This is a genomic window from Thalassotalea castellviae (assembly GCF_031846185.1).
Taxonomy (GTDB): domain Bacteria; phylum Pseudomonadota; class Gammaproteobacteria; order Enterobacterales; family Alteromonadaceae; genus Thalassotalea_H; species Thalassotalea_H castellviae.
The window spans coordinates 157,058-179,760 of the sequence record NZ_JAVRIF010000003.1 but is presented as its reverse complement, the minus strand read 5'-3'; the positions used below and the strand labels follow the sequence as shown (position 1 = coordinate 179,760).

Annotated in this window: 16 protein-coding genes; 6 read left to right on the top strand and 10 right to left on the bottom strand. The window is 40.1% G+C overall.

The annotated features are described in order from the left end of the window. Nucleotides 1–4 precede the first annotated feature (4 nt). Genes murG through mraZ form a run of 10 tightly spaced genes read right to left on the bottom strand, consistent with a single transcriptional unit; the run spans nucleotide 5 to nucleotide 11,216 of the window. Nucleotides 5–1,096 (bottom strand): undecaprenyldiphospho-muramoylpentapeptide beta-N-acetylglucosaminyltransferase, encoded by a 1,092-nt coding sequence (murG, locus tag RM573_RS07090; RefSeq protein WP_311579384.1) that lies wholly within the window; start codon nucleotides 1,094–1,096, stop codon nucleotides 5–7. After that, nucleotides 1,093–2,280: a cell division protein FtsW gene (gene ftsW / locus RM573_RS07085; RefSeq protein ID WP_432280227.1), complete on the bottom strand. Its 1,188-nt coding sequence runs from the start codon at nucleotides 2,278–2,280 to the stop codon at nucleotides 1,093–1,095. The genes murG and ftsW overlap by 4 nt, the downstream gene beginning before the upstream one ends. Before the next feature lie 23 nt (nucleotides 2,281–2,303). Beyond that, a complete protein-coding gene (murD, locus tag RM573_RS07080) occupies nucleotides 2,304–3,668 on the bottom strand; it encodes a UDP-N-acetylmuramoyl-L-alanine--D-glutamate ligase (RefSeq protein ID WP_311579382.1) in 1,365 nt (454 codons plus the stop codon). Between the two features lie 38 nt (nucleotides 3,669–3,706). After that, entirely contained in the window at nucleotides 3,707–4,789 is a 1,083-nt protein-coding gene (gene mraY, locus RM573_RS07075; RefSeq protein WP_311579379.1) for a phospho-N-acetylmuramoyl-pentapeptide-transferase, read from the bottom strand. Beyond that, nucleotides 4,789–6,186, bottom strand: a complete 1,398-nt coding sequence (locus tag RM573_RS07070) for a UDP-N-acetylmuramoyl-tripeptide--D-alanyl-D-alanine ligase (protein ID WP_311579376.1) — start codon at nucleotides 6,184–6,186, stop codon at nucleotides 4,789–4,791. The genes mraY and RM573_RS07070 overlap by 1 nt, the downstream gene beginning before the upstream one ends. Next, nucleotides 6,183–7,712: a UDP-N-acetylmuramoyl-L-alanyl-D-glutamate--2,6-diaminopimelate ligase gene (locus tag RM573_RS07065; protein ID WP_311579373.1), complete on the bottom strand. Its 1,530-nt coding sequence runs from the start codon at nucleotides 7,710–7,712 to the stop codon at nucleotides 6,183–6,185. Before RM573_RS07065 ends, RM573_RS07070 begins: the two co-directional genes overlap by 4 nt. Then, the gene (locus tag RM573_RS07060) at nucleotides 7,705–9,471 is read right to left on the bottom strand and encodes a peptidoglycan D,D-transpeptidase FtsI family protein (RefSeq protein ID WP_311579369.1); all 1,767 of its coding nucleotides are present in this window, start codon (nucleotides 9,469–9,471) and stop codon (nucleotides 7,705–7,707) included. Before RM573_RS07060 ends, RM573_RS07065 begins: the two co-directional genes overlap by 8 nt. Next, nucleotides 9,468–9,785: a cell division protein FtsL gene (gene ftsL, locus RM573_RS07055; protein ID WP_311579365.1), complete on the bottom strand. Its 318-nt coding sequence runs from the start codon at nucleotides 9,783–9,785 to the stop codon at nucleotides 9,468–9,470. The genes RM573_RS07060 and ftsL overlap by 4 nt, the downstream gene beginning before the upstream one ends. Next, nucleotides 9,785–10,726, bottom strand: a complete 942-nt coding sequence (rsmH, locus tag RM573_RS07050; RefSeq protein ID WP_311579362.1) for a 16S rRNA (cytosine(1402)-N(4))-methyltransferase RsmH — start codon at nucleotides 10,724–10,726, stop codon at nucleotides 9,785–9,787. Before rsmH ends, ftsL begins: the two co-directional genes overlap by 1 nt. A gap of 31 nt (nucleotides 10,727–10,757) precedes the next feature. Next, a complete protein-coding gene (gene mraZ / locus RM573_RS07045; protein ID WP_311579359.1) occupies nucleotides 10,758–11,216 on the bottom strand; it encodes a division/cell wall cluster transcriptional repressor MraZ in 459 nt (152 codons plus the stop codon). A 532-nt stretch (nucleotides 11,217–11,748) separates the two neighbouring features. Between mraZ and RM573_RS07040 the strand changes: the two genes are divergently transcribed. The 6 genes from RM573_RS07040 (at nucleotide 11,749) to pulA (ending at nucleotide 22,528) form a co-directional block, all read left to right on the top strand. Then, nucleotides 11,749–13,215: a Gfo/Idh/MocA family protein gene (locus RM573_RS07040; protein ID WP_311579357.1), complete on the top strand. Its 1,467-nt coding sequence runs from the start codon at nucleotides 11,749–11,751 to the stop codon at nucleotides 13,213–13,215. Beyond that, on the top strand, nucleotides 13,199–14,158 hold the full coding sequence (locus RM573_RS07035) for a sugar phosphate nucleotidyltransferase (RefSeq protein WP_311579354.1): 960 nt from the start codon (nucleotides 13,199–13,201) through the stop codon (nucleotides 14,156–14,158). The genes RM573_RS07040 and RM573_RS07035 overlap by 17 nt, the downstream gene beginning before the upstream one ends. 20 nt (nucleotides 14,159–14,178) lie before the next feature. Next, nucleotides 14,179–15,258, top strand: a complete 1,080-nt coding sequence (locus RM573_RS07030; RefSeq protein ID WP_311579351.1) for a phosphotransferase enzyme family protein — start codon at nucleotides 14,179–14,181, stop codon at nucleotides 15,256–15,258. Nucleotides 15,259–15,559: 301 nt separating this feature from the next. Beyond that, nucleotides 15,560–17,191, top strand: coding sequence for a methyl-accepting chemotaxis protein (locus tag RM573_RS07025; protein WP_311579346.1), 1,632 nt, complete (start codon nucleotides 15,560–15,562; stop codon nucleotides 17,189–17,191). Between the two features lie 286 nt (nucleotides 17,192–17,477). Further along, entirely contained in the window at nucleotides 17,478–18,155 is a 678-nt protein-coding gene (locus tag RM573_RS07020) for a hypothetical protein (RefSeq protein ID WP_311579343.1), read from the top strand. A gap of 2 nt (nucleotides 18,156–18,157) precedes the next feature. Continuing rightward, nucleotides 18,158–22,528, top strand: coding sequence for a pullulanase-type alpha-1,6-glucosidase (gene pulA / locus RM573_RS07015; protein WP_311579340.1), 4,371 nt, complete (start codon nucleotides 18,158–18,160; stop codon nucleotides 22,526–22,528). The last annotated feature ends 175 nt before the right edge of the window (nucleotides 22,529–22,703 follow it).

Here is a 22,703-nt window from a genome sequence, read left to right as displayed (position 1 = left end):
TTACTCATGGTGATACCAACTCAATACACGTTTGAGCGACTCGAATAGTGGCGTCAGCATGTGAGGCATCATGTGCCGCTTTAGACATTGACTTAACTACTGAATCGGAGACAAATATACTGTTCAACATTTGCGCTAAGCTAGTACCATTAAATTCTTTTTGTGTGATAAGTTTTGCGGCATTTCTTTCGACTAAATACATGGCATTTTTTGTTTGATGATCATCAACCGCGTGCGGCAAAGGAACAAATATCGCAGGTTTTGCCGCCATTGCTAATTCTGAAACCGTTAACGCACCTGCACGACAAACAACCACATCAGCCCAAGCATAGGCTTGTACCATATCCTCGATAAACTCAGTTACTTTAATGTTCTCTTTTGGCAAACCGTATGCTTGGTAACTATTTAGTACCGAAGTTTGATTGCCTTTACCGGTTTGATGCCACACGGTAATATTTTGCAATTTAATTTGTTTCATTGCTTGCGGCACTGTTTCATTCAATATTTGCGCGCCTAAGCTACCACCCACTACTAGCACTTTTTTACTGCTCGCGGGTTTGTCAGAAGTATTTTGCTCTAGTGCAACAATACCACTACGCAAAGGATTACCAACCACTTGATGCTTAACCCGCGACTTAAATGCCCCCGGAAATGCACTTAACACTTTTGTGGCTATATTGGCTAAAAAACGATTACTCATACCCGCCACCGCATTTTGTTCATGCAATACTAAGGGTTTTCTTAGTAACCAAGCAGCAACACCACCAGGAGCGCTGGCATACCCACCCATGCCTAACACAACATCCGGCTTTACTTTGCGAATAACCGCCATTGACTGCATCACCGACTGCATTAATTTAAACGGTGTTTTCAACCACGCTTGCCAGTTTTTATTTCTTAATCCAGCAATATTGATAAAGGAAATATCAAAACCATGTTTCGGTACAATTTCAGCTTCCATTCTTTTTGCTGTACCTAACCAATGAATATCCCAACCTTGCTGTTGTAAATATTCGGCCACAGCAATACCTGGGAAAATATGCCCACCTGTACCACCAGCCATAATTAATAACGTGGGACGTTTAGCCGTTGTCATTTACTGCGCCCCCCTTTTTTGCCGTAACCTGCCGTAGCTTGAATACTTTGCAAACGAATTTCGTGATCAATACGAATCAAAGCAGCTAAGGCCATACTCATAATAATCATTGAACTACCACCTGAGCTGATCAAGGGCATAGTTAACCCTTTAGTCGGAACAATTCCTGCACTTGCCCCAACATTCACTGCCGTTTGAAAGCTAAACCAAATACCAATTGAAAAGGCAAAGAAGCCTTCAAAATACTTTTCTTTTTGAATTGCTTTTCTACCTAACATCAACGCTTTAACTACTAAAATCATGCTCAAAATCAATACAACTGAAACACCGACAAAGCCAAACTCTTCCGCTAAAATCGCCATGACGAAATCGGTATGTGCTTCTGGTAAATATTCTAATTTTTGAATACTGTTACCTAAACCTTGGCCCAATAATTCACCACGACCATAAGCCATTAACGATTGTGTTAATTGATATCCCGTGCCAAAAGGGTCAGCCCATGGGTCTAAAAAGCCAGTAACACGAGCCCATCGGTAAGGTGAAAAATAAGCGAGTGCGCCAATGGCCATTAAACCAACACCAGCAATGGAGATGAACTGCCATAGTTTCGCCCCCGCTAAAAACAACAAGCCAAATGTAGTTACAAACATTACAACTACTGTGCCTAAGTCAGGTTGGAATAACAGTAGGCCAGCTAGAGCACCAAAAACCACTAAAGGTTTAATAAAGCCTTTCACGTTTTCCATGACTTCATCACGACGCCTTACCATATACGCAGATAGATAACAGAAGAAAAATAACTTGGCAGGCTCTGCCGCTTGAATAGTGATAGGTCCAATAACAATCCAACGAGTGGAGCCATTTACCGTGCGACCAACGAGTAAAACGACAATCAATAAACTAATGGCTAAAATCAATAAATGACCACTATGTTGATGCCAGCGACTCATTGGTATTTGTAAAACAAATGCCGCTATGCCGATGCTTAATACAATATAAATGGCATGACGAATAAAAAAGTGGAACGGATTATCAAATAATCGCTCAGCCACCGGCATTGATGAACTCATTACCATTACCAAGCCTATCGCATACATAGCAACAGCTAAGACTAAATAACTACGGTCAAAAGTAGATGTGGCTGACGGCTGCATCAGCATCCAGTCAGGTAATTTTAATTGCATAAACGATAAACTAGTTGCTGACATTAACTAGCCTCCTGTAATGCAATGACCGCATCAGTAAACATATCACCACGTTGTGCAAAGTTTTTAAACATATCAATACTGGCGCACGCGGGTGAAAGTAGCACAATATCGCCGGCATTTGCTTGTTGTTTGGCTAAACTTACGGCTTCCGTTAAGCTACCTACTTGTTGGCTATTTTCAGTAAGTTTTGCGATTTCTTCGCCATCTTTACCTAAGGTAAAAACGTAACTTACCGCATTATTAATTGCCGTTTTTAATGGTGAAAAATCAGCACCTTTGCCATCACCACCAGCAATTAAAATTAACTTATTATCAATTAAGGTTGACGATAAACCGTTAATTGCCGCTAACGTCGCACCTACATTAGTGGCTTTGGAGTCATTGATCCACGTGATATTGTCACTGGTAGCAATACGTTGACAGCGATGCGCTAAGCCTTCAAATGAAGATAAATGACTGATCATTTCCTCAATAGGCCAACCTAAACAATGACCTAGTGCTAATGCGGCTAAATAATTTAATGCATTGTGTACGCCTGCTAATGGCAAAGCTTCGAGTGAAACTAATTTTTCTTCGCCCAGCGCTAAATACAGTTTCGAATCTTGATGAATCAAGCCAAATTCACCCGTTTTTCCACCATCACTTCCAAATGAAATAACTGGTTTTGATTGTCTATTGACCTGTGAAAAACTTAAGGGATCATCTCGATTGATCACAGCGGTTTCGCATTGTTGATAAATTCGCTGTTTAATCTCACTATAATTTTCAAGTGTTTTATGTCGATCTAAATGATCATCACTGACATTCAGTACCGATGCCGCAACCGCATTCATACTCTGTAAGGTTTCAAGCTGAAAACTCGATAATTCAAGAATGTAGCAATCTATTTGATTGGATAATTGCTCAAGCACAGGAACACCAATATTTCCGCCTAAGGCAACTTTGTGACCAAGCGCTGTGCCGATATGCGTTAAGAGTGTCACTAATGTTGATTTACCGTTAGAGCCGGTTACTGCGATTATTGGCTTGTCGGTTATTTGGCAAAAAAGTTCAACATCCCCGATAACCTGACAATCATTGGCAATATGGTCAATCAAGCCTTCAGCGGCTAAATCAATGCCAGGACTAACTAAGATGATTTGCGCCTCATGTATTTTTTGGTGATCCCATGCCCCTAATGACAATGAACAGGCCGGAAACTTTTGGCTAAATTCTTCGTTTTCAATAATCGTTTCGCGACTATCATTGACATGACAAGCAAGCTGATGACTAGTCAAAAAACGCACACACGACATACCGGTAAGGCCTGCACCTAATACCAGTATTTGTTTGTTTTTTAACTGTGCGATAACTCGCTCTAACATCTTTTCTCTCTTTTCATATCACTATTTATTAGTATTTTTTAACGAAGTTTTAACGTGGCTAAGCCAATAAGCACTAACACTAAGGAAATTATCCAAAAGCGGACAATCACGCGTGGCTCAGGCCAACCTTTCAATTCATAATGATGATGGATCGGTGCCATTCTAAAAATACGTTGCCCTCTTAATTTATAAGAACCAACCTGCAAAATAACGGACACAGTTTCCATGACAAACACGCCACCCATAATAAATAACACTAACTCTTGGCGAACCAATACGGCAATCACACCTAATGAAGCCCCCAAAGCAAGTGAACCAACATCGCCCATAAATACTTGTGCGGGATAAGTGTTAAACCATAAAAATCCCAAACCGGCACCAACAATGGCAGTACAAACCACAACCAGCTCACTCGTCATTGCGATATGGGGAATATTTAAATATTCAGAAAAATTGGCATTACCTGTTACATAGGCAAAAAGAGCAAAAGCGCCGGCCACCATGATCGTGGGAACAATCGCTAAACCATCTAAGCCGTCAGTTAGGTTGACGGCATTACTGGTTCCAACAATGACAAAATACGTCATCACTACATAAAAAATACCTAATTGCGGTAATACGTCTTTTACAAACGGAATAATCAGTGAAGTTTCTTCAGGGCCTTGGGCAATGTAAAACAAAAATAAAGCCGTAGTTAAACCAATAATGGTTTGCCAAAAATACTTCCAACGAGCAATCAAGCCATTAGAATCTTTGCGGATCACCTTACGGTAATCATCAACAAAACCAATAATACCAAAGCTGACCACAACAAAAAGGACAACCCAAACATAAGTATTTGATAAATCTGCCCACAATAAAACACTTGCGACTATTGAGGCTAAAATCAAAATCCCCCCCATTGTCGGCGTACCTGACTTTGATAAATGACTTTCTGGGCCATCATCACGTACCGTTTGGCCAATTTGCATGCGCTGTAATCCGCGGATCAATTTCGGCCCGAAGTACAAAGAAATCACCAATGCTGTCAACGTAGAAATAATCGCCCGAAAAGTTAAGTAGGAAAATACATTAAACGCACTGTAATACTGAGTGAGATACTCGCCAAGCCAAAGTAACATTAAGCTGATTCCTCTTTTAATTGACTGTTTTGCCAATTAATAATGTCGGTTACCACGTGTTCCATGTGTGCACTGCGTGATCCTTTCACTAAAATAGAAATTTGCTGTCTTTCATCAGCCAATAATTCTTGTAGTTTCGCGAGCAAATTTTCTCGCTCACTAAAATGACTACCTTTACTACTATTACCTTGGTTAAAAGCATCTGACGTGTTTTGACTCAAGACACCTAAGGTTAAGAGATCATCAATATCACGCTCTTTAGCATATTCACCGACTTCTTGATGATAACTACGTGCTTCCGCACCTAATTCACCCATATCACCCAATATTAATACTCGACGACCTGGGTAACTGGCTAATAGATCGGTTGCCGCTTTGATCGATTCAACATTCGCGTTATAGGTATCATCGATAAGTTTAAAATGTTCCGTTAATTGATGCAGATTCAATCGACCATTCACAGGCTCCATCTCCGCTAAACCTAAACGGATATCATCAATGCTGGCACCAAACTCAATGGCAATAGAGGCGGCGGCAACGGCATTGCAGACATTGTGTCTACCTGGAACCGTTAATTCGATATATGCGCTACCTAACGCACTGTTTAATGTGAAATTGGCACAGCCATTCTCGTCAAGCACAACATCCGCGCTGTAACAATCGGCTTGATTAAAACAAGAAAAACGGCGCACCGTTTTATCCACTAAACGCCATTGCCATTTATTGGCTAATTTGCAATCTTGGTTATAAAGCGCAACGCCATCTTCTTTCATGCCTTCAAAGATTTCACCTTTTGCTCGCGCTACGCCACATAAATCACCAAACCCTTCTAAATGAGCAGCCGCAATATTATTAATCACCGCAACATCAGGCTGAACAAGTGCTGAGGTATAGGCGATTTCTCCCATATGATTCGCCCCCAATTCAACCACGGCAAAATCATGGTTTTCTTCCAAACGTAGTAAGGTAAGTGGTACGCCAATATCGTTATTAAAATTGCCTTTCGTTGCTAAAACATGACCTAATCGCGATAAAATTGCCGCAACCATTTCTTTCACGGTAGTTTTACCGCTACTGCCTGTTATAGCGACAGTTTTAGGAGCAACTTTTGCTTTTACATACGCACCTATTTTACCGAGTGCTTTATGGGTATCCGCGACAATAATTTGTGGAACCGTTAACTGGCAATCATGATCAACAATCACCGCCGAACAACCTGCTTCTTGTACTTGCGATAAAAAACGGTGGCCATCAAAGTTGGCACCTTTTAACGCAAGAAATACCTCACCTGATTGTAACGCCCTGCTGTCAGTAACAATTTGATGGATCTCTTTATCTTCACCAATAAGTTGACCATCCAACGCTTGCGCTATTTCAGATAAATGTAAAGGGATCATGATGCTGCTCCATGAGCATAAAATGAGCGTACTAGCGCTCTCTCGTTATAGGGAATGTGTTGATCGCCCATGATGATATAATCTTCATGACCTTTTCCGGCAAGCAATACCACATCTTCTTTTTTAGCTTTTTTCAGTGCTGACATCACCGCCTGTTGGCGCTCAAGTAGCACAGTAATTTTCTCTGGTTGATGACACCCTGCAAGAATATCTTGCGCAATACTTTCTGCGTTTTCTGTTCGAGGGTTATCATTAGTAACAATAATATGATCGCTATTTGCTTCGGCAATTTTCCCCATCAATGGACGTTTACCTTTGTCTCTGTCACCACCACAGCCAAATACGACCCAAAGTGCACCATGACAATGTTGACGACATGCTTGCAAAGCATTTTCTAACGCATCAGGTGTATGGGCATAATCAACGATTGCAACCGGTTGATTAGCCGCAGAAAATGCCTCCATACGACCAATAACGGCAGTTAAAGACTGCACGGCTTTTGCAATATCCGACAAGGCAATTTTTTCAATCATTAGCACTGAAATCGCAGCAAGTAGGTTATCTATATTAAAATCGCCAATTATTTTACTGGTTACCCTAATATCGCCAAGGTGCGTATGTAACTGAAATTCAACTCCTTGTGGCAGATGTTTTATCGCTTTGGCTTGAACAAATAAGTCATGATGACTAACAGAATCGCCACGGCCATAAACCACTACAGTTTGGTTAATTGGCCAAACATTTAACCAACGTTTTGCTTGCTCATCATCGCCGTTTACAACGGCAACTTGTGCTGCCGATTGGGTAAAAATTTGATATTTAGCTTTCGCATAATTCTCCATGGTTTGATGATAATCGAGATGATCACGCGACAAATTAGTAAAAATAGCGGTATCAAACAACGGGGCGGTTACTCTGCCTTGCTCTAAAGCATGTGAAGATACTTCCATGGCAACATGGGTTTGTTTTGCTTCTGTAAACTGCTGTAAAAGTTGATGAAGTTGTGACGCACCGGGTGTGGTGTTATTAATTGGTGATAATTGCGAAACTTTTCCTGCACCATTAGTCCCAATGACCGAACAACTTTTGTGCGAAGCATCTAACAATTGAGCAATCATTTGACTTGTGCTCGTTTTACCATTTGTTCCGGTAATACCTATCATAGTTAAAGCATTTTGAGGCGCTTGATAAAAGGCTTTTGCCAACTCAAATAAATGTTGGTTCAATTGATAAAACTCAAGAATGGCAACAGCCTTTCCTCGAGCATTTAATTGCGTAGTATTTTGGCCATGCTCATTAGCAGACTCACATTCCACTAGAATTAAATCACAGTTTTTGGCTAATGCATCGTCAATAAAATCACGACCTTTTTGCACCGTGCCATTTACTGCACAAAAAATATCGCCCGCATTAATCTCACGAGTATCATTCACTAAATGACGAACTTGCTGACTAAATGTTAGTTTTACCGACATTTCAAATTCAGCTAATACTTTTTCAACAAACTGAGCAGTGGAACTAAACATGGTTTGGCTCCTTTTGTTCTGTTGTTTGATTTACGGTAGTGGTGTTGGCATCTGGCGCAACATTCAATAAACGTAATGCACCTTTCATTACTCTTGAAAAGACTGGTGCGGCCACCTCTCCACCATGGTATAAATCACCGCCAGGTTCATTAATTACAACAACAATGGCTAATTCTGGATTTGAAATGGGTGCGATTCCAGCAAAAAGTCCGACATAGTCATTCCCATATCCACCTGCCATCGCTTTAAACGCCGTCCCCGTTTTACCGCCTACTCGATAACCATCTACTTTAGCTTGTTCAACAGGATGGTCATTTACAACATGCTCTAACATACTGACCACTTCACGACTGTACTCTTTTGAAAAAACACGTTGTGCTTCAAATAAACTTGGCGGTGCGGTTTTCGTATTTGACTTTTTAAGGATAGTTAAGGGCCGTTTAATACCGCCGTTGGCAATCGTGGCATAAAATCTCGCCAGTTGAAGTGGTGTCGCCGCAACGCCCATTCCATAAGATAAGGTGGCTAATTCAATTTGTGACCAACGTTGGCGGTCATGCATAATGCCAGAACTTTCACCTATTAAACCTGTACCCGTTGATTCTCCAAAGCCTGCTTCAAAAAACTTATCCAAGAAAAACTCTTTTGGCATATCAAGCGCCAATTTAGTCGTGCCCATATTTGATGAGTTTACTAAAATGTCAGTTAAGGTTTGCTCGCCATGATTACGAGGATCACTGACTCGTCGACCACCAATGCGCATTCTGCCAGGGTTGGTATCAACTACTGTCTTTGTTGTTGCCGAGCCAAACTCTAACGCAGACAATACGGTTAGCGGTTTCATCGTAGAACCAGGCTCATAAAAATCGGTAATAGCTCGGTTTCTAAAACGATGAATCGCCACATTGCGACGATTGTTCGGGTTATATGAAGGACTATTGACTAACGCTAAAATCTCACCGGTATGAACATTGGTCACCACCACTGAGCCAGAACTTGCTTTAAACGCTTTCACGGCACCTTTTAACTCGGTATAGGCAAGTGCTTGAATGCGTTGATCAATACTTAACGTTAAATCTTCTGGTGGTGTCGACTCAACATCTTTTAACACCTCGATACGGTTTCCTTTCGCATCTTTTCGGTATTGTTTTTTACCGTTTTCGCCGGTTAATAATTGGTCATAAACGCGTTCTACGCCTTCAATTCCTTTATCATCAACATTGGTAAAGCCTACAATATGTGCACTTATTTCGCCCGTAGGATAAAAGCGTTTAGATTCTTTTCGTAAATATATGCCAGGGATTTTTAACTGTTTTATATAGGCAGCCATAGCAGGCGAAACCTGACGTTCTACATACACAAAACGTTTGGCGGGATTGCGTGTCACTCTTTCTTTAATGATATTGACGTCTTTATCAAGCACATCAGCCAAGGCTTGCCAATGCTCAACCATTGCTAACGCATTATTTTGCATGACGATTTTTGGATCCGCCCAGACGGTTTCTACCGGAACACTAACCGCAAGCTCTCGACCATTGCGATCAACGATTGAACCACGGTGTACTTTGCTTGACGCAGTTCTTAAAGAACGCATGTCACCTTGTTTTTTTAACATTTCAGGTTCAACCACCTGAATGTATGCTGTGCGAGCCGCTAAACCAAAATATACAAGCACAATCACGCCTAGCACGACGTAAAAACGCCATGCCACCGTTGTTGGTTTGTATTTATCTGCTTGCTTCTTCACACTGCCCTTCATTTTAATGTCACAATCACTTCAGACTTTGCATTCGGTTTCACCATATTCAGTAATTTTTCTGCTTTACTCTCTATGGCACTATGTTCAGCTAAACTATTTTGTTCTAACAATAAGTTTCGCCATTCAATATCAAGCTCATCTCGTTGTGCTAATAATGTTTCTAACTCACTGGTACTTTGTCGATTTAAATGCGTGAAATAAATCACTGAAAAAGCCGACATCACGACCATTGCTAATAAAATATAAACAACCATGTGTTGTTTAATATCGCGCCACAATTCAAAAGCCAACACGACTTTTGTACTGGTTTTCATTACTCAGCCAATCTCTGCGCCACTCGCATCACGGAACTGCGCGAGCGGACATTTTCTTCTACTTCCGTTTTACTCGGTTTATGTTTTCTACCGACTAACATTAATTTTTTGCCTTTATTTAACTCAGCTTCACTGATCGGCATACCCCGAGGTACTTTTTTTCCTTGTGAATGCTTTTTCATAAATTGTTTAACAAGACGATCTTCAAGAGAATGAAAGCTAATCACAACTAAGCGACCGCCTTCTTTTAAGACATTTAATGAGGCATTTAATGCCTTTTCTATTTGCTCAAGTTCGCTATTGATATACATGCGAATCGCTTGAAAACTTCTTGTTGCGGGATGCTTTTTAATTTCACGTTGCGGCGCAATTTTTTTGATTAATGCCGCAAGTTCGCCGGTACGGGTTAACGGGTTTTCTTCGCGCGAATCAACGATGCCGTTAGCAATACGCCAAGCATGTTTTTCTTCCCCAAAGGTACGCAACACCCAAGTAATATCTTCCACATCGGCAGTTGCTAGCCATTCAGCAGCGGTTTGGCCACGTGACGTATCCATACGCATATCAAGAGGGCCATCTTTCATAAAACTAAAGCCACGTTCAGCTTCATCGAGTTGCGGAGAAGAAACACCTAAGTCGAGCAGAATGCCGTCTACTTGACTTAACAGCTGGTGTTTTTCCGCTATTTGCTGAAGATCAGCAAAGCCATGATGTTCGATACTAAAACGGGAGTCATCAGCAAATTTCTTCGCTGCTGAGATTGCAGTAGGATCTCGGTCGATGGCTATTAGTCGCCCTTGGTCAGAGAGCTTAGAAAGAATAAGTCCCGAGTGGCCGCCGCGACCAAACGTACAGTCGATATAGATACCGTCTGGTTTAATCGCGAGTCCTGTAATTGCTTCGTCAAGCAACACAGAAATATGAGACTTATCTGTATGCATTTTTGTAAACGCCGTTAGCTAATAATTCTATTTATAAAGACAGATCAAGTAATCGTTCTGTAAGTTCAATTTCACCTGATTGTATTTTAGCAATGCCTTGCTGCATTTGACCTTGCCAAGCTTGCTCGCTCCAAATTTCAAACTTTTTCAACTGCCCTACTAGCATAATGTTTTTATCTAAGCCGGCATGTTGACGCAACGGACCATTAATTAATAAACGACCACTTTTATCAATTTCACAATCTGACGCATTGCCAAGTAAAACTTGTTGCAACAATCTTTCTTGTGGATTCATACTGGATAACCCACAAAGTTTTAATTCAATTTCTTCCCATTCAGGAAGTGGATAAAGCAATAAACAAGGGTGTTGAATATCAACAGTGCACACCATTTTTCCTTGGCAATCAGCAAATAGCTCTTCGCGATACCTAGTTGGTATCGTGATTCTATTTTTGCTATCAAGCGTAATTGAACTGGTGCCTCTAAACATAACCCTATTTTTATTTTTTAGAATGAGTCATGGAATCTTAAGATCCACAATTTCCCACTTTTCTCCACATTTATACAGTTTAGTGAGAAATGCAAAGTTATGTCAAGCAAAGAATTGTTATTTCGATCGCGACGATCACTAATAAAATTAAGGGATTTAGCGAAGGTGATGAATTTGTGGGGTTTTGTGGATCTCTATCCCCAAAAATGATGAAAAAATTAATTTTTTAACGGTTTTTTGTCATTTAGGGGCGGGATTTGACATCACAAGTGGCGACTATAAAAGTTGAAAAAATCAAAGAGGATGAATTTTACTTTAAAACAAGACGTTAAACACGCGTTTATTCAAAATGAAAGGGCATAAATGACTAAAAGCGCTTTTATCAGCACTTCACGAAGCTAGTTTCAAGTGTGTCAGTGTTAAAGGTATGTATACTTTTAATCGACAACAATTCAACGTCCACATCTTGCAATAGCCGTAATCGACAAGTAACTTATTCACCACCTTAGCAATTTTAAAAAAGCATTTAAACATGAGTAAATTTAATCGTCGCAACTTTATAAAATCTGTCGCTGCCGTCACCGCCGCGACTATCTCCGCTAGCCAAGCAACTGCAGATACCTTTACTCAGGTTCCTAAAAAATCGCCAATTTCAAAACATAAAACAGTAATGGGGTTAACCTCCGCAAAAATGCCTGTAGTAAGAGTTGGCTTTATTGGCGTTGGTGAACGTGGTTATGGGCATGTCAAACATTGTTGTCATATAGAAGGCGTTGAAATAAAAGCAATTTGTGATATTCATCAAGATGTTTTAGATAAATCCAATCAATATGTCGTAGCACAAGGATTATCAGCCCCTGACCAATATACTGGCTCGGACTTATCATATAAAGATATGCTCAACAGACAAGATATTGATATTGTGATTATTTCAACCCCTTGGCGTTGGCATACTCCCATGTCTGTCGACACCATGGAAAGTGGCAAACATGCTTTTGTTGAAGTTCCAGCAGCAACGACGGTTGAAGAATGTTGGCAACTCGTAGACACCGCCGAGCGTACGCAAAAAAATTGCATGATGATGGAGAATGTTTGTTACGGGCGTGATGAATTAATGGTGTTAAATATGGCACGCCATGGTTTATTTGGCGAACTGTTACACGGGGAAGCTGCTTATATTCACGAGTTACGCTGGCAAATGAAAGAAACAGATAGAAAAACAGGATCTTGGCGTACCTACTGGCATACAAAAATGCAAGGCAACTTATATCCAACTCATGGTTTAGGCCCCGTTTCACAATATATGAATATTAATCGTGGCGATCGTTTTGATTATTTAACCTCTACTAGTTCTCCTGCATTAGGAAGAAAAGCCTACGCTCAACGGGAATTTCCTGCTGATCATGAACGCAACCAGTTAAATTATATTAACGGTGATATGAACACCACTGTGATTAAAACCAAACTCGGTCGCAGTATTATGGTGCAACACGATACAACAACGCCAAGGCCTTATTCTCGTCATAACTATATTCAAGGAACGAATGGCGCCTTTGCTGGCTTTCCAAGTAGAATTGCGATAGAAACACCGCCGACGAAAATAGCAGAGCAATATGAACGTGATTACCAAATAGCACTTAAACAATGGCAAGACTTTGGCCAAAAAGGGCGTAAACCTTCATCGCCAAGTTTTCATCGCTGGGATCATCAATTAGCAAAATGGCAAGCCGAGTATGACCACCCGTTATGGTTAAAAATGGGCGAAGCGGCCAAGCAAAATGGCGGTCATGGCGGCATGGACTTTTTAATGTTATGGCGAATGATTTATTGCTTACGCCATGGTGAAGCACTCGACCAAGATGTTTATGATGCCGCCGCATGGTCGGTGATCGCACCTTTAAGCGCAGACTCAGTTACAGATAGAAGTAACAGTAAAGATATCCCTGATTTCACGCGTGGTGTATGGCAAAGTGCACAACCTCTTGGCATTATTAGTTAACGATATGACGCAAAACTTTTCAACAACTAGCTTAGTGATATTGGCAGCGGGAAGAGGTTCTCGCTTTGGCGGTGCTAAACAGTTCCATTCGTTTGGGCGCTTAAATAAAACCTTAATGCTCTATAATATTTGTCATGCCATAGACAATGGTTGTCAACATGTTGTATTTATTACGCAAGCCAATCATCAAGCACAACTGATTGAAAAAGTGATTAATTACTTACCTGACAACATTAAATACAACATTGTTTTTCAAGAAAACGCCGATCTACCCAGTGAATGTGAAATAGCACCGACAAGAAAAAAACCGCTCGGCACCGCTCATGCATTATGGTGTGCAAGAGAAGTTCTTTCTGGTAACTTTTGCGTCATAAATGCTGATGATTATTATGGAAAGCAAGCGTTTAATTTAGTGTCGACTTTATCTCAAAGTGACTCACCAGCTATGGTTGCCTATCAACTAAAAAAAACGCTATCTGATTATGGTGGCGTCAATAGAGGCATATGCCAGCTTGCAAATACCCATGAATTATTAACCTTAACTGAGTACGAGAATATTCGCCAAGAAGGTAAAAATATATACGGTGAAACGATTCATCTCCCTAAACAAACGTTAGCTGAAAACACCTTAGTCTCGATGAATTTTTGGTATTTTGACCAACAGATATTTCCAATATTACGTCAATTATTGCTCAACACTTTTGATGCTAAAGAGTTGAACCCCACACAAAGCAATGAAAAAGAATGCTACTTACCAGACGCTATTGCCTTGTTAAATACTCAAAGCGCAAAGCCAACCAAGGTTTTAACTTCACACGATGAGTGGTTTGGCGTAACATATGCGGCCGATTCAGAGAATGTGAATAGCAAACTTTCTGAGTTGGCTGATAAAGGTTGGTTCGCCTCTTTATCTGAAAACCAAATTATCAAGAATAAAAGCTAATCATTGGACATTTGCCTTTCATGAATAACCTTGTAGAAAATAACGCTTTGCATGAAGTTTTGCCTTTTTATCATTGCTCGATAGAAAATAGCAAAGTTTCAGCACTGGGCAATGGTTTAATAAATCAAACCTATTTAGTGAAAAGCGTTAAACAAAACTTTGTTCTACAAAAAATTAATCATCATGTTTTTAAAAATCCTACTCAGGTAATAAACAACGCTGAGCTGATTAACAAGCATCTACAAGAAAAAAAAGAACGTCAGCAATATTCGTTAGAGCCAATGTGGCAATTAACGGCTAAACATCATTCTCCTACGGTAATAGTAAACGACAATTATTGGCGAGCAATTCAATTTATCCCAAATTGTTACACAGTTGAAGCGGTTGAAACCACAGAGCAAGCGCATCAAGTGGCTGCTGCATTCGGTCAATTTACCTCAGCGTTAAGTGACTTTCCGGCAAATCAATTGGCGGAAATAATTCCAAATTTTCATCACCTTGATTCCCGCTTAGCGCAATTAAAAGCGGTTGTAGAAAAAGATCCGAAAAAACGATTAAGTGATTGCCAACACTTGGTTGATTTTTGCTTTGAACAAGTCAGTTTTATCAAAAAAGTTGCCGAGTTAGTTGCTGTGCTTCCTGTGCAAGTAACTCATAACGATACTAAAATTAATAACTTATTATTTAATAGTGACACTAAAAAACCGATAGCCGTTATTGATTTAGATACTTGTATGCCTGGCTTTATCATGCATGATTTTGGCGATATGGTTCGAACCTGTTGTTCAACTTTACCCGAAGACGGTGTGGCACTAGAAGATATGCAAATAAGAATGGATATTTTCGAAGCCTTAGCAGAGTCTTACATTAATAGTTTCGCTGGCAATATCACACAAACAGAACGAGAAAGCTTAATTATCGGGGCACAATTATTACCTTTTATGATTGGTATTCGTTTCCTCACGGACTATATAGATGGCGACAATTATTTTCACACTAAGCATACCAGTCATAATCTTGACAGAGCCAAAAATCAATTACACTTTTTCCATTTACTTCATGCTGCTGAAGATAAATTAACGCGCATAGTTACGCGTTAATATTATTCCTTGCGCTTTAGCAAAAAGTAAATATTGCCAATTAACCAAGGTAAAGATCTAAGAGAATGAGAAACGCCGATTTCCCATTTAGAAATTATACTTGTGCTTAAGTATTGTTTCTTATCAATTTACTACAAAAAATATTCCATTTAGTGCTAATCTTGTAAGGTAATATTAAAAACATAGCTTACAAAAATTTATGCGGGTTAATCAGTTAAATTCTTTGCACAAAATACCACTAAGCATTTCTGCTGAAATAGCTATTCATTCAAGATCAATCAACCTTTATTGAGGATGTAATATGAAGTTAAGTTTAAAAGTTGGGGCATTAATTGGGCTTATTCTGGCGTCATTTCTTATGGTCATGATTGTTGGTTTAACCACATTAAGAATAGCGAGTAGTGATGATAATCAAGCAAGAGTTGAACAGCTTTTCAAATCCACTTTTAATGTTATTTCTGAAATCGAAAAATATGTCGCTAGTGGTAAAATGACTGAAGCGCAAGCAAAAGAGCTTGCTACCCAAGTACTTCGCGAAAATAAATACCATAAAACAGAATACGTTTATGTCGCAGATGAGAACATGAACTTTATTGCCACACCTTTAGATCCTCAACTCCACGGCACCAGTTTTAATGATTTTAAAGACAGTAAAGGCAACAGCGTGGGTAAAATTTTGCAAAATGCCGTACGTAATAATCCAACGGGTATTGCACAATATGAGTGGAGCCAAAAACAAGCAGATGGCTCTATTGAAGAAAAACTGTCCATAGCTCAAAAGACGCCTGTTTGGGGTTGGTACGTTGGCACTGGCATCGGCTTTACAGAGGTAGAGGCACGTTTTTGGGCTAGCGCAAAATGGCAAGTTTTGATTTGTTTAATATTAACCGGTGTTTTGGGGGTATTACTTTTTTGGTCAACTCGCAAGTTATTAGATGATTTAGGTGGTGAGCCAAAACAAGTATTACGCCTAGTACAAAGAGTAGCTGCGGGTGACTTAACCGGCTCAACCACCTCAGAAAACTGCACTGCTAGACCTGATTCAATTTTTGGTTCTATGATCCAATTAAGAGAATCGATGGCAAGCATTTTAGGCAGTATAGATAGTTCAGTACACAAATTAAGAAATGAAACCCATGATGCCAATAATCGCACCATTGAAATAGATCGCACGTTTGAAGAACAACGATGTGAAATTGATATGGTTGCCACTGCAATGACGCAAATGTCGGCTTCTTCGCAAACTGTATCTGACAATGCTAGCGCAGCGGCACAATCTACAAGCGAAGCCGATCAACAAGGTATAAGAGCACATGAAATTGTTGATTCAGCGGTAGAGTCAATCGAAAATTTAGCGACTCAAATTGACGAAGCGAGTACGGTTATCACTGAATTAGGTAATGATGTTTCAAATATCGTTTCGGTATTAGATGTAATTCGTGGCATTGCTGATCAAACCAACTTATTAGCCCTGAATGCCGCCATTGAAGCTGCTCGCGCTGGCGAACAAGGGCGAGGTTTTGCTGTGGTCGCAGATGAAGTTAGAAACTTGGCAAAAAGAACTCAAGACAGTACCACAGAAATTCAAAATATGATTGAACGTCTTGAGTCAGGCTCTCATCGTGGTGTTGAAACTATGAGTATGAGTAAAACTTCGAGCATCAATACCGTGAGTCAAACTCAAGAAGCGGCGGAAGCGTTAAATCAAATCGCTCAATCATTAAGTGCAATCACTGATATGAATAGCCATATCGCAACCGCCGCCGATGAGCAAAATAAAGTCGGTGATGATATTTCACGTCGCATAAATATGATTGCCGAAAGTTCGCATGAAGCGGTTGAATTAGCCCATGCAGGTAAAAATGCCACACAAGTATTAACTACTTTAACCGATGAGCTTGAAACTTTAATGAAGCATTTTAAAACTTCATAAATAACCCTACCTAACTCTACATAGCCTGTTATTGAATTATCACACCGCTTGCAAGAACAGGCTTATATAAAAATATAAGCCTGTTACTCAACCATTAAAAACCTCGCTTTTAACTGCCATCAAATCATGCATACGTATTCATGAATACGTATTCATCACCATAAATTGCTCAATTTTCGTTTAATGAAAGTCAGGCTTGAATACTGAGTGATTTACTCGCTTGAATAAATCAATCCTTGGTATTCATAACTTCCATAATTATAAAAATATATAAAGGATTGCGATAATGAGAATAAAAATAGCATTACTAACTTTCTGTGTGACCTGTTTGCTGAACTGGCAAGTTCAAGCAAGCGTTATCACCAATGGGGACTTTCAAAACTGTAATTTTGATCATTGGCAAAAAGATACTGATGGTTCGGGTGATCCCGGCTCAACAGGGGATTTTTCAATCATGAACAATGCCGGAGAGTGTCAGGCAAAAATCAGTATAGATTATTTCAATGGCGCGACAGCTTTTGATGCCAATACATTATTCACTGCACTCGATTTTACCACCAGCGGTGACGAGTTACGTTTAAGCTTTGATTGGAGTTTTACCAGCTTCGATATCAATAATGATTTCTCAGATTTCTTTTTTGTCAGCTTAAATGATGGCAATGGTAATTTATTTGGCGCAGATGGCAATGCCGGATTTTTAATCTCGCCAAGTGGTATTTCAGGCGCAGGTACATTTACAACCGCTTTAAATTCAAGCTTTAATAATCAAACTAATTGGTTTCTAGATTTCACGGTTCAAGCAGGTTTTAATCAAGAATCTTATAGCTCTATGTTAACGATTGATAATGTCTCGTTGACAGCTAATTCGACAGAAGTACCAGAGCCAAAAAGTTTCGCTATTTTATTGCTTGCCTTAATCGCACTTAGTCTTCAACGCTCTCGTGTCGCGAATAAAGGAGCATAATAATGAAGCTAATATCCCATTTACTACTAGGGTTGATGCTCTTAACATCAACGCTAGTACAGGCCGATTGGCAAGAAACCGTCGACACTGAATTTAATTATTCTTCCCGTCCAGTATATGACCGTGTTAATCGACAATATACCTCAGTGGTAACTATCACGAACCTCAGTGATGCTAGCATTTCAGGCGCAATGCGCGTACTTATACGAGCAAGCAGTCATCAAGTGTTTAATACCGACGGTGAAACCTCAGGCATCCCTTATATTAACTTAGCAATTGATGAACTTGCCGCTGGCGAGAGCCATAATTTCACCTTAAAACTTGAGTTAAAACGCGATTTAGTTGCTCTCGATCTAAGTGCTGAAGTAGACATTAAAACCCTTAGCACTGGTCTTGATTTAGCCAGTGACCAAATTGCTGTTTTCTATAATCGTACCGACGGGAATTATGATGGCTGGGGATTACATCTGTGGAATGGCGAAGGTTGTGGTAACTATGCAGCCCCAACTACCGACAGCCCTAATTTTGCTAATTGGGGAGATCCTTACCCTGTAGATGGTGTACACCCTGATTTTGGTGGTTATTACATTTTAACGGTTGAGCCAGAAGCACAATGCTATAACTTTATAATTCATAAAGGGAATGAAAAAGCGCTAGGCAATAATAACAGCCGTTTTGAACCAGAAAATGGACAACAAGGTTTTACTTTTAACGGTTATCCAGACATTTGGTATACACCCGTTACTTCACGCCCTATTTTCCTTGATGGTGCCAGAGCGCATTGGTTAGATACCAGTGCTTTACTATGGTCAACAGAAGCGAATAATGCCGATAGTTATCGTTTATATCATGCCGCAGAAGCAAACGTTACCGAATTAAATCAACATACACTTTCAGCACTGCCGTTTGTTACAATAAACCCAACAACAATAAATGAACATTATTTTAGCGAAAATCCACACCTTACAGGCTTTCAAGGGTTTTCAATTGATCTTTTAGAACAAGAAGCCAAACAATTTATCAAAGAGCAACTTTTAGTGGTCGCCTTAGATGCTGAAGGTAATTTGCTCGATGCTACTCGCGTTCAAACGCCACGACTATTGGATTATTTATATACTCGAAATACGAACGACGCCGACGAAGCCGTATTAGGTTTGCAGTATCAAGGTGAACAAGTTACCGCATCAGTTTGGGCGCCTACCGCATCACAAGTTAAGATAAATATTTACAATGCCGCTAAACAACTCGTTGCTTCACATGTGATGAGCCCAGACTCAGCCACTGGTATTTGGTCATATACCGGCAATAAAAACGACGTTGACCGTTTATTTTATCGTTATGAATTAACAGTTTACCACCCATTAACCGGGCAAATAGAAACCCTGAATAGCACCGATCCTTATTCGGTTGGACTTTCGACCAATGGTGCTTATACCCAGTTTGTTAATTTAGATGATAGTGACTTAAAACCTATCGGTTGGGATACTCACATTGTACCTACGGTAACCGATGCAGAAGATAGCATTATTTATGAAAGTCATATTCGTGATTTTAGTATTCTTGATCAAAGTACCAGTGAAGCAAACCGCGGTAAATATTTAGCCTTTACTGAATTAAGTTCTGCGCCAATGCAGCACCTTCAATCATTGCAAAATGCCGGTTTGACTCATTTTCATGTTTTACCTGCCAATGATATTGCCTCAATTGAAGAAGCGCCAAGTCAACGTGTAGATGTTACCGATACTGTCGCACAATTATGTCAACGTAATAGCAATGCCCCTGTTTGTGGTGTTGAAGATAACAATGCAGTGCTCCTCGACGTGTTAAATAGTTACGATCCAAGTAGTACACAAGCACAAGCTTTAGTTGAGTCGATGCGAGCTTTTGACGGTTTTAACTGGGGTTATGACCCTCAACATTTTGCTGCACCAGAAGGTAGTTATGCATCAAATGCCGATGGCGTCGCTCGTATCATAGAAATGCGCGCAATGAACCAAGCATTGCATGAAATTGGTTTGCGAGTAGTGTTAGATGTTGTCTATAACCATACCGCTTCTTCTGGCTTATATGACAAATCAGTACTTGATAAAGTTGTACCCGGTTATTATCAGCGATTAAATGAATTTAGTGGCATGATAGAAAATTCGACTTGTTGCGAAAATACCGCGACAGAGCATAAAATGATGGCAAAATTAATGAGTGATTCATTAGTTAGTTTTGCTCAACATTTTGGCTATGATGGATTTCGTTTTGACTTAATGGGCCACCTTCCTAAGCAAGCGGTTATTGATGCACGAGAAGCGGTTAGAGCTGTCGATGCCGATACCTATTTTTATGGCGAAGGCTGGAATTTCGGTGAAGTGGTAAATAACCGTAGATTTGAACAAGCATCACAACTGAATATGGCCGGCAGTGAAATTGGCACATTTTCAGATAGACAACGTGACGCCGTTCGCAGTGCTGCATTATTTAATAGTGGCGGCAGTTTAAACGAGCAAGATACCATTCGTGTTGGTTTAGTCGGCAATGTTGGCAGTTATCACTTTACGGCAGCCAGTGGCGCCTATCTCTCTACGTATGATTACCAATGGAATGGTCAACCGGCTGGTTACAGTAGCGACCCAGCTGATACCGTTAATTACGTTTCTAAACATGATAACGAAACGCTTTGGGATCAACTGCAATACAACTTGCCTAGCGATTTAAGCTTATCAGATAGAGTTCGCATTCATAATATCTCTTTGTCTTTACCACTGTTAAGTCAGGGGATCCCTTTTTTACATATGGGTTCAGACTTAATTCGTTCGAAATCTATGGATAGAAACACTTACGACGCTGGCGACTGGTTTAACCGAGTAGATTTTACTCAATTGGAAAGTAACTGGAATATCGGTTTACCTTTAGCACAAGACAATGAAAACAAATGGGCTGTTATTAGTGGAATTAGTGCTAATCCAAACAGTGCAATTGCCTCACAAGACATTCAATTTAGTAGTGAAGTGTTTAAAGAGTTTATTAATATCAGGGCAACAAGCAAGCTATTTAGGTTAAACAGTGCTGAAGATATTTCTGCGCGGATCAAGTTCCATAATACCGGCAGTGAACAAACCCAAGGCTTAGTAGTGATGAGCTTAGATGATGGTATTGGCTTAACAGACATTGATGAAAATCACGATGCCATCGTAGTACTATTTAATGGTAGTAACCAGGAACAATCATTTTATATTGCCAAAGCAAGTGACTTTAGTTTGCATGCCAAGCAATTAAACTCGATAGACAATACGGTGCAAACAGCCTCATTTAATCAAGGGACTTTTACCGTGCCTGCCTACACCACCGCTGTTTTTGTTAAACCGCAAGGGGCAACACAAGGCTATGGTTTATCGGCGCGTCCACCGTACAGTGAAAATACCCTTTACTTACGTGGAGGCATGAATGCTTGGGATACTTCCGATGCCTTCACATACGTTGGCGATGATAAATACCAACTTGAAGTGAGCTTATTAGCCGGTAACTACGAGTTTAAAATTGCTGGTGAGAACTTTTCACACGCTAATATTGGTGGTGGTTTTTCTATGCCTATTGGTCAATCAGCAAACTTAACCAATGGTGGTAATAACCTTTACTTAAATTTAATTGCTGACGGCACTTATATATTTGAATTAGATGCCAGTAATGCTGATAACCCAACCTTGATGATCACACCAGATGATCCTAATGCCATTCCAGCGCCTTATGGAGAGTCAACCGTATATTTAAGAGGTTTAATGGCCGACTGGGGAACTAACCGACCGTTAACGTATGCCGGAAATGGTATTTATCGAGGTAGTTATGTAATTGCAGCAGGGGATCATTCATTGAAAGTTGCAGATGCCGATTGGGGAGGAACCGGTGGACCAAATTTAGGTGGCAGTATCAATGCAACTGTTGGCACTACGTTTGAGTTAACACCAGGATCCAACGACAACTTATCGTTATCTTTAACCGCTGAGCAAGAGTTAGTGTTTGTTTTAGATGCGAACAATGTAAATTCGCCACGGTTAACCATTAGAGCAATAGAGCCGTTCGCGGGGACAACATTTTATTTACGTGGCAGCATGAACAATTGGGGTATAAATACACCTTTCGTTTACCAAGGCAACGGTTTGTATCATGCAATGGTTGATGTAGAAGCTGCCGATCATGAATTTAAAATAGCGAATGAAGATTTTTCTATCGCCTATGGCGTAAATGAAACTTTACTCGAAGCACAAGCGTTAACCTTATCTACCACGGGAGGGAATGTTCAGTTGCCGGTACCATCAACGGTGACAGTAACCTTTATTTTAGATGCGGATCAAGTTGGCTATCCTAAAATCAGCTTTAGCCAATAATGTTATGTGAAATCTCTGCTAAACTTATTACAGCTTTGTTTGACCACAAAGCTTAATAACACGAGTTATAATGAGCTTACATTATTCATTTAACCGATTTAAGTGAACAATTTAACTTAAACACGTTAACTAGATAACTCGAATTTAAAAACAGGCCATGCTCTCCCAGGCCTGT

Coding starts and splice junctions, on each gene's coding strand:
- murG (WP_311579384.1), bottom strand. CDS start 1,096: ATGACAACGGCTAAACGTCCCACGTTATTAATTATGGCTGGTGGTACA.
- ftsW (WP_432280227.1), bottom strand. CDS start 2,280: ATGCAATTAAAATTACCTGACTGGATGCTGATGCAGCCGTCAGCCACA.
- murD (WP_311579382.1), bottom strand. CDS start 3,668: ATGTTAGAGCGAGTTATCGCACAGTTAAAAAACAAACAAATACTGGTA.
- mraY (WP_311579379.1), bottom strand. CDS start 4,789: ATGTTACTTTGGCTTGGCGAGTATCTCACTCAGTATTACAGTGCGTTT.
- RM573_RS07070 (WP_311579376.1), bottom strand. CDS start 6,186: ATGATCCCTTTACATTTATCTGAAATAGCGCAAGCGTTGGATGGTCAA.
- RM573_RS07065 (WP_311579373.1), bottom strand. CDS start 7,712: ATGTTTAGTTCCACTGCTCAGTTTGTTGAAAAAGTATTAGCTGAATTT.
- RM573_RS07060 (WP_311579369.1), bottom strand. CDS start 9,471: ATGAAGGGCAGTGTGAAGAAGCAAGCAGATAAATACAAACCAACAACG.
- ftsL (WP_311579365.1), bottom strand. CDS start 9,785: ATGAAAACCAGTACAAAAGTCGTGTTGGCTTTTGAATTGTGGCGCGAT.
- rsmH (WP_311579362.1), bottom strand. CDS start 10,726: ATGCATACAGATAAGTCTCATATTTCTGTGTTGCTTGACGAAGCAATT.
- mraZ (WP_311579359.1), bottom strand. CDS start 11,216: ATGTTTAGAGGCACCAGTTCAATTACGCTTGATAGCAAAAATAGAATC.
- RM573_RS07040 (WP_311579357.1), top strand. CDS start 11,749: ATGAGTAAATTTAATCGTCGCAACTTTATAAAATCTGTCGCTGCCGTC.
- RM573_RS07030 (WP_311579351.1), top strand. CDS start 14,179: ATGAATAACCTTGTAGAAAATAACGCTTTGCATGAAGTTTTGCCTTTT.
- RM573_RS07025 (WP_311579346.1), top strand. CDS start 15,560: ATGAAGTTAAGTTTAAAAGTTGGGGCATTAATTGGGCTTATTCTGGCG.
- RM573_RS07020 (WP_311579343.1), top strand. CDS start 17,478: ATGAGAATAAAAATAGCATTACTAACTTTCTGTGTGACCTGTTTGCTG.
- pulA (WP_311579340.1), top strand. CDS start 18,158: ATGAAGCTAATATCCCATTTACTACTAGGGTTGATGCTCTTAACATCA.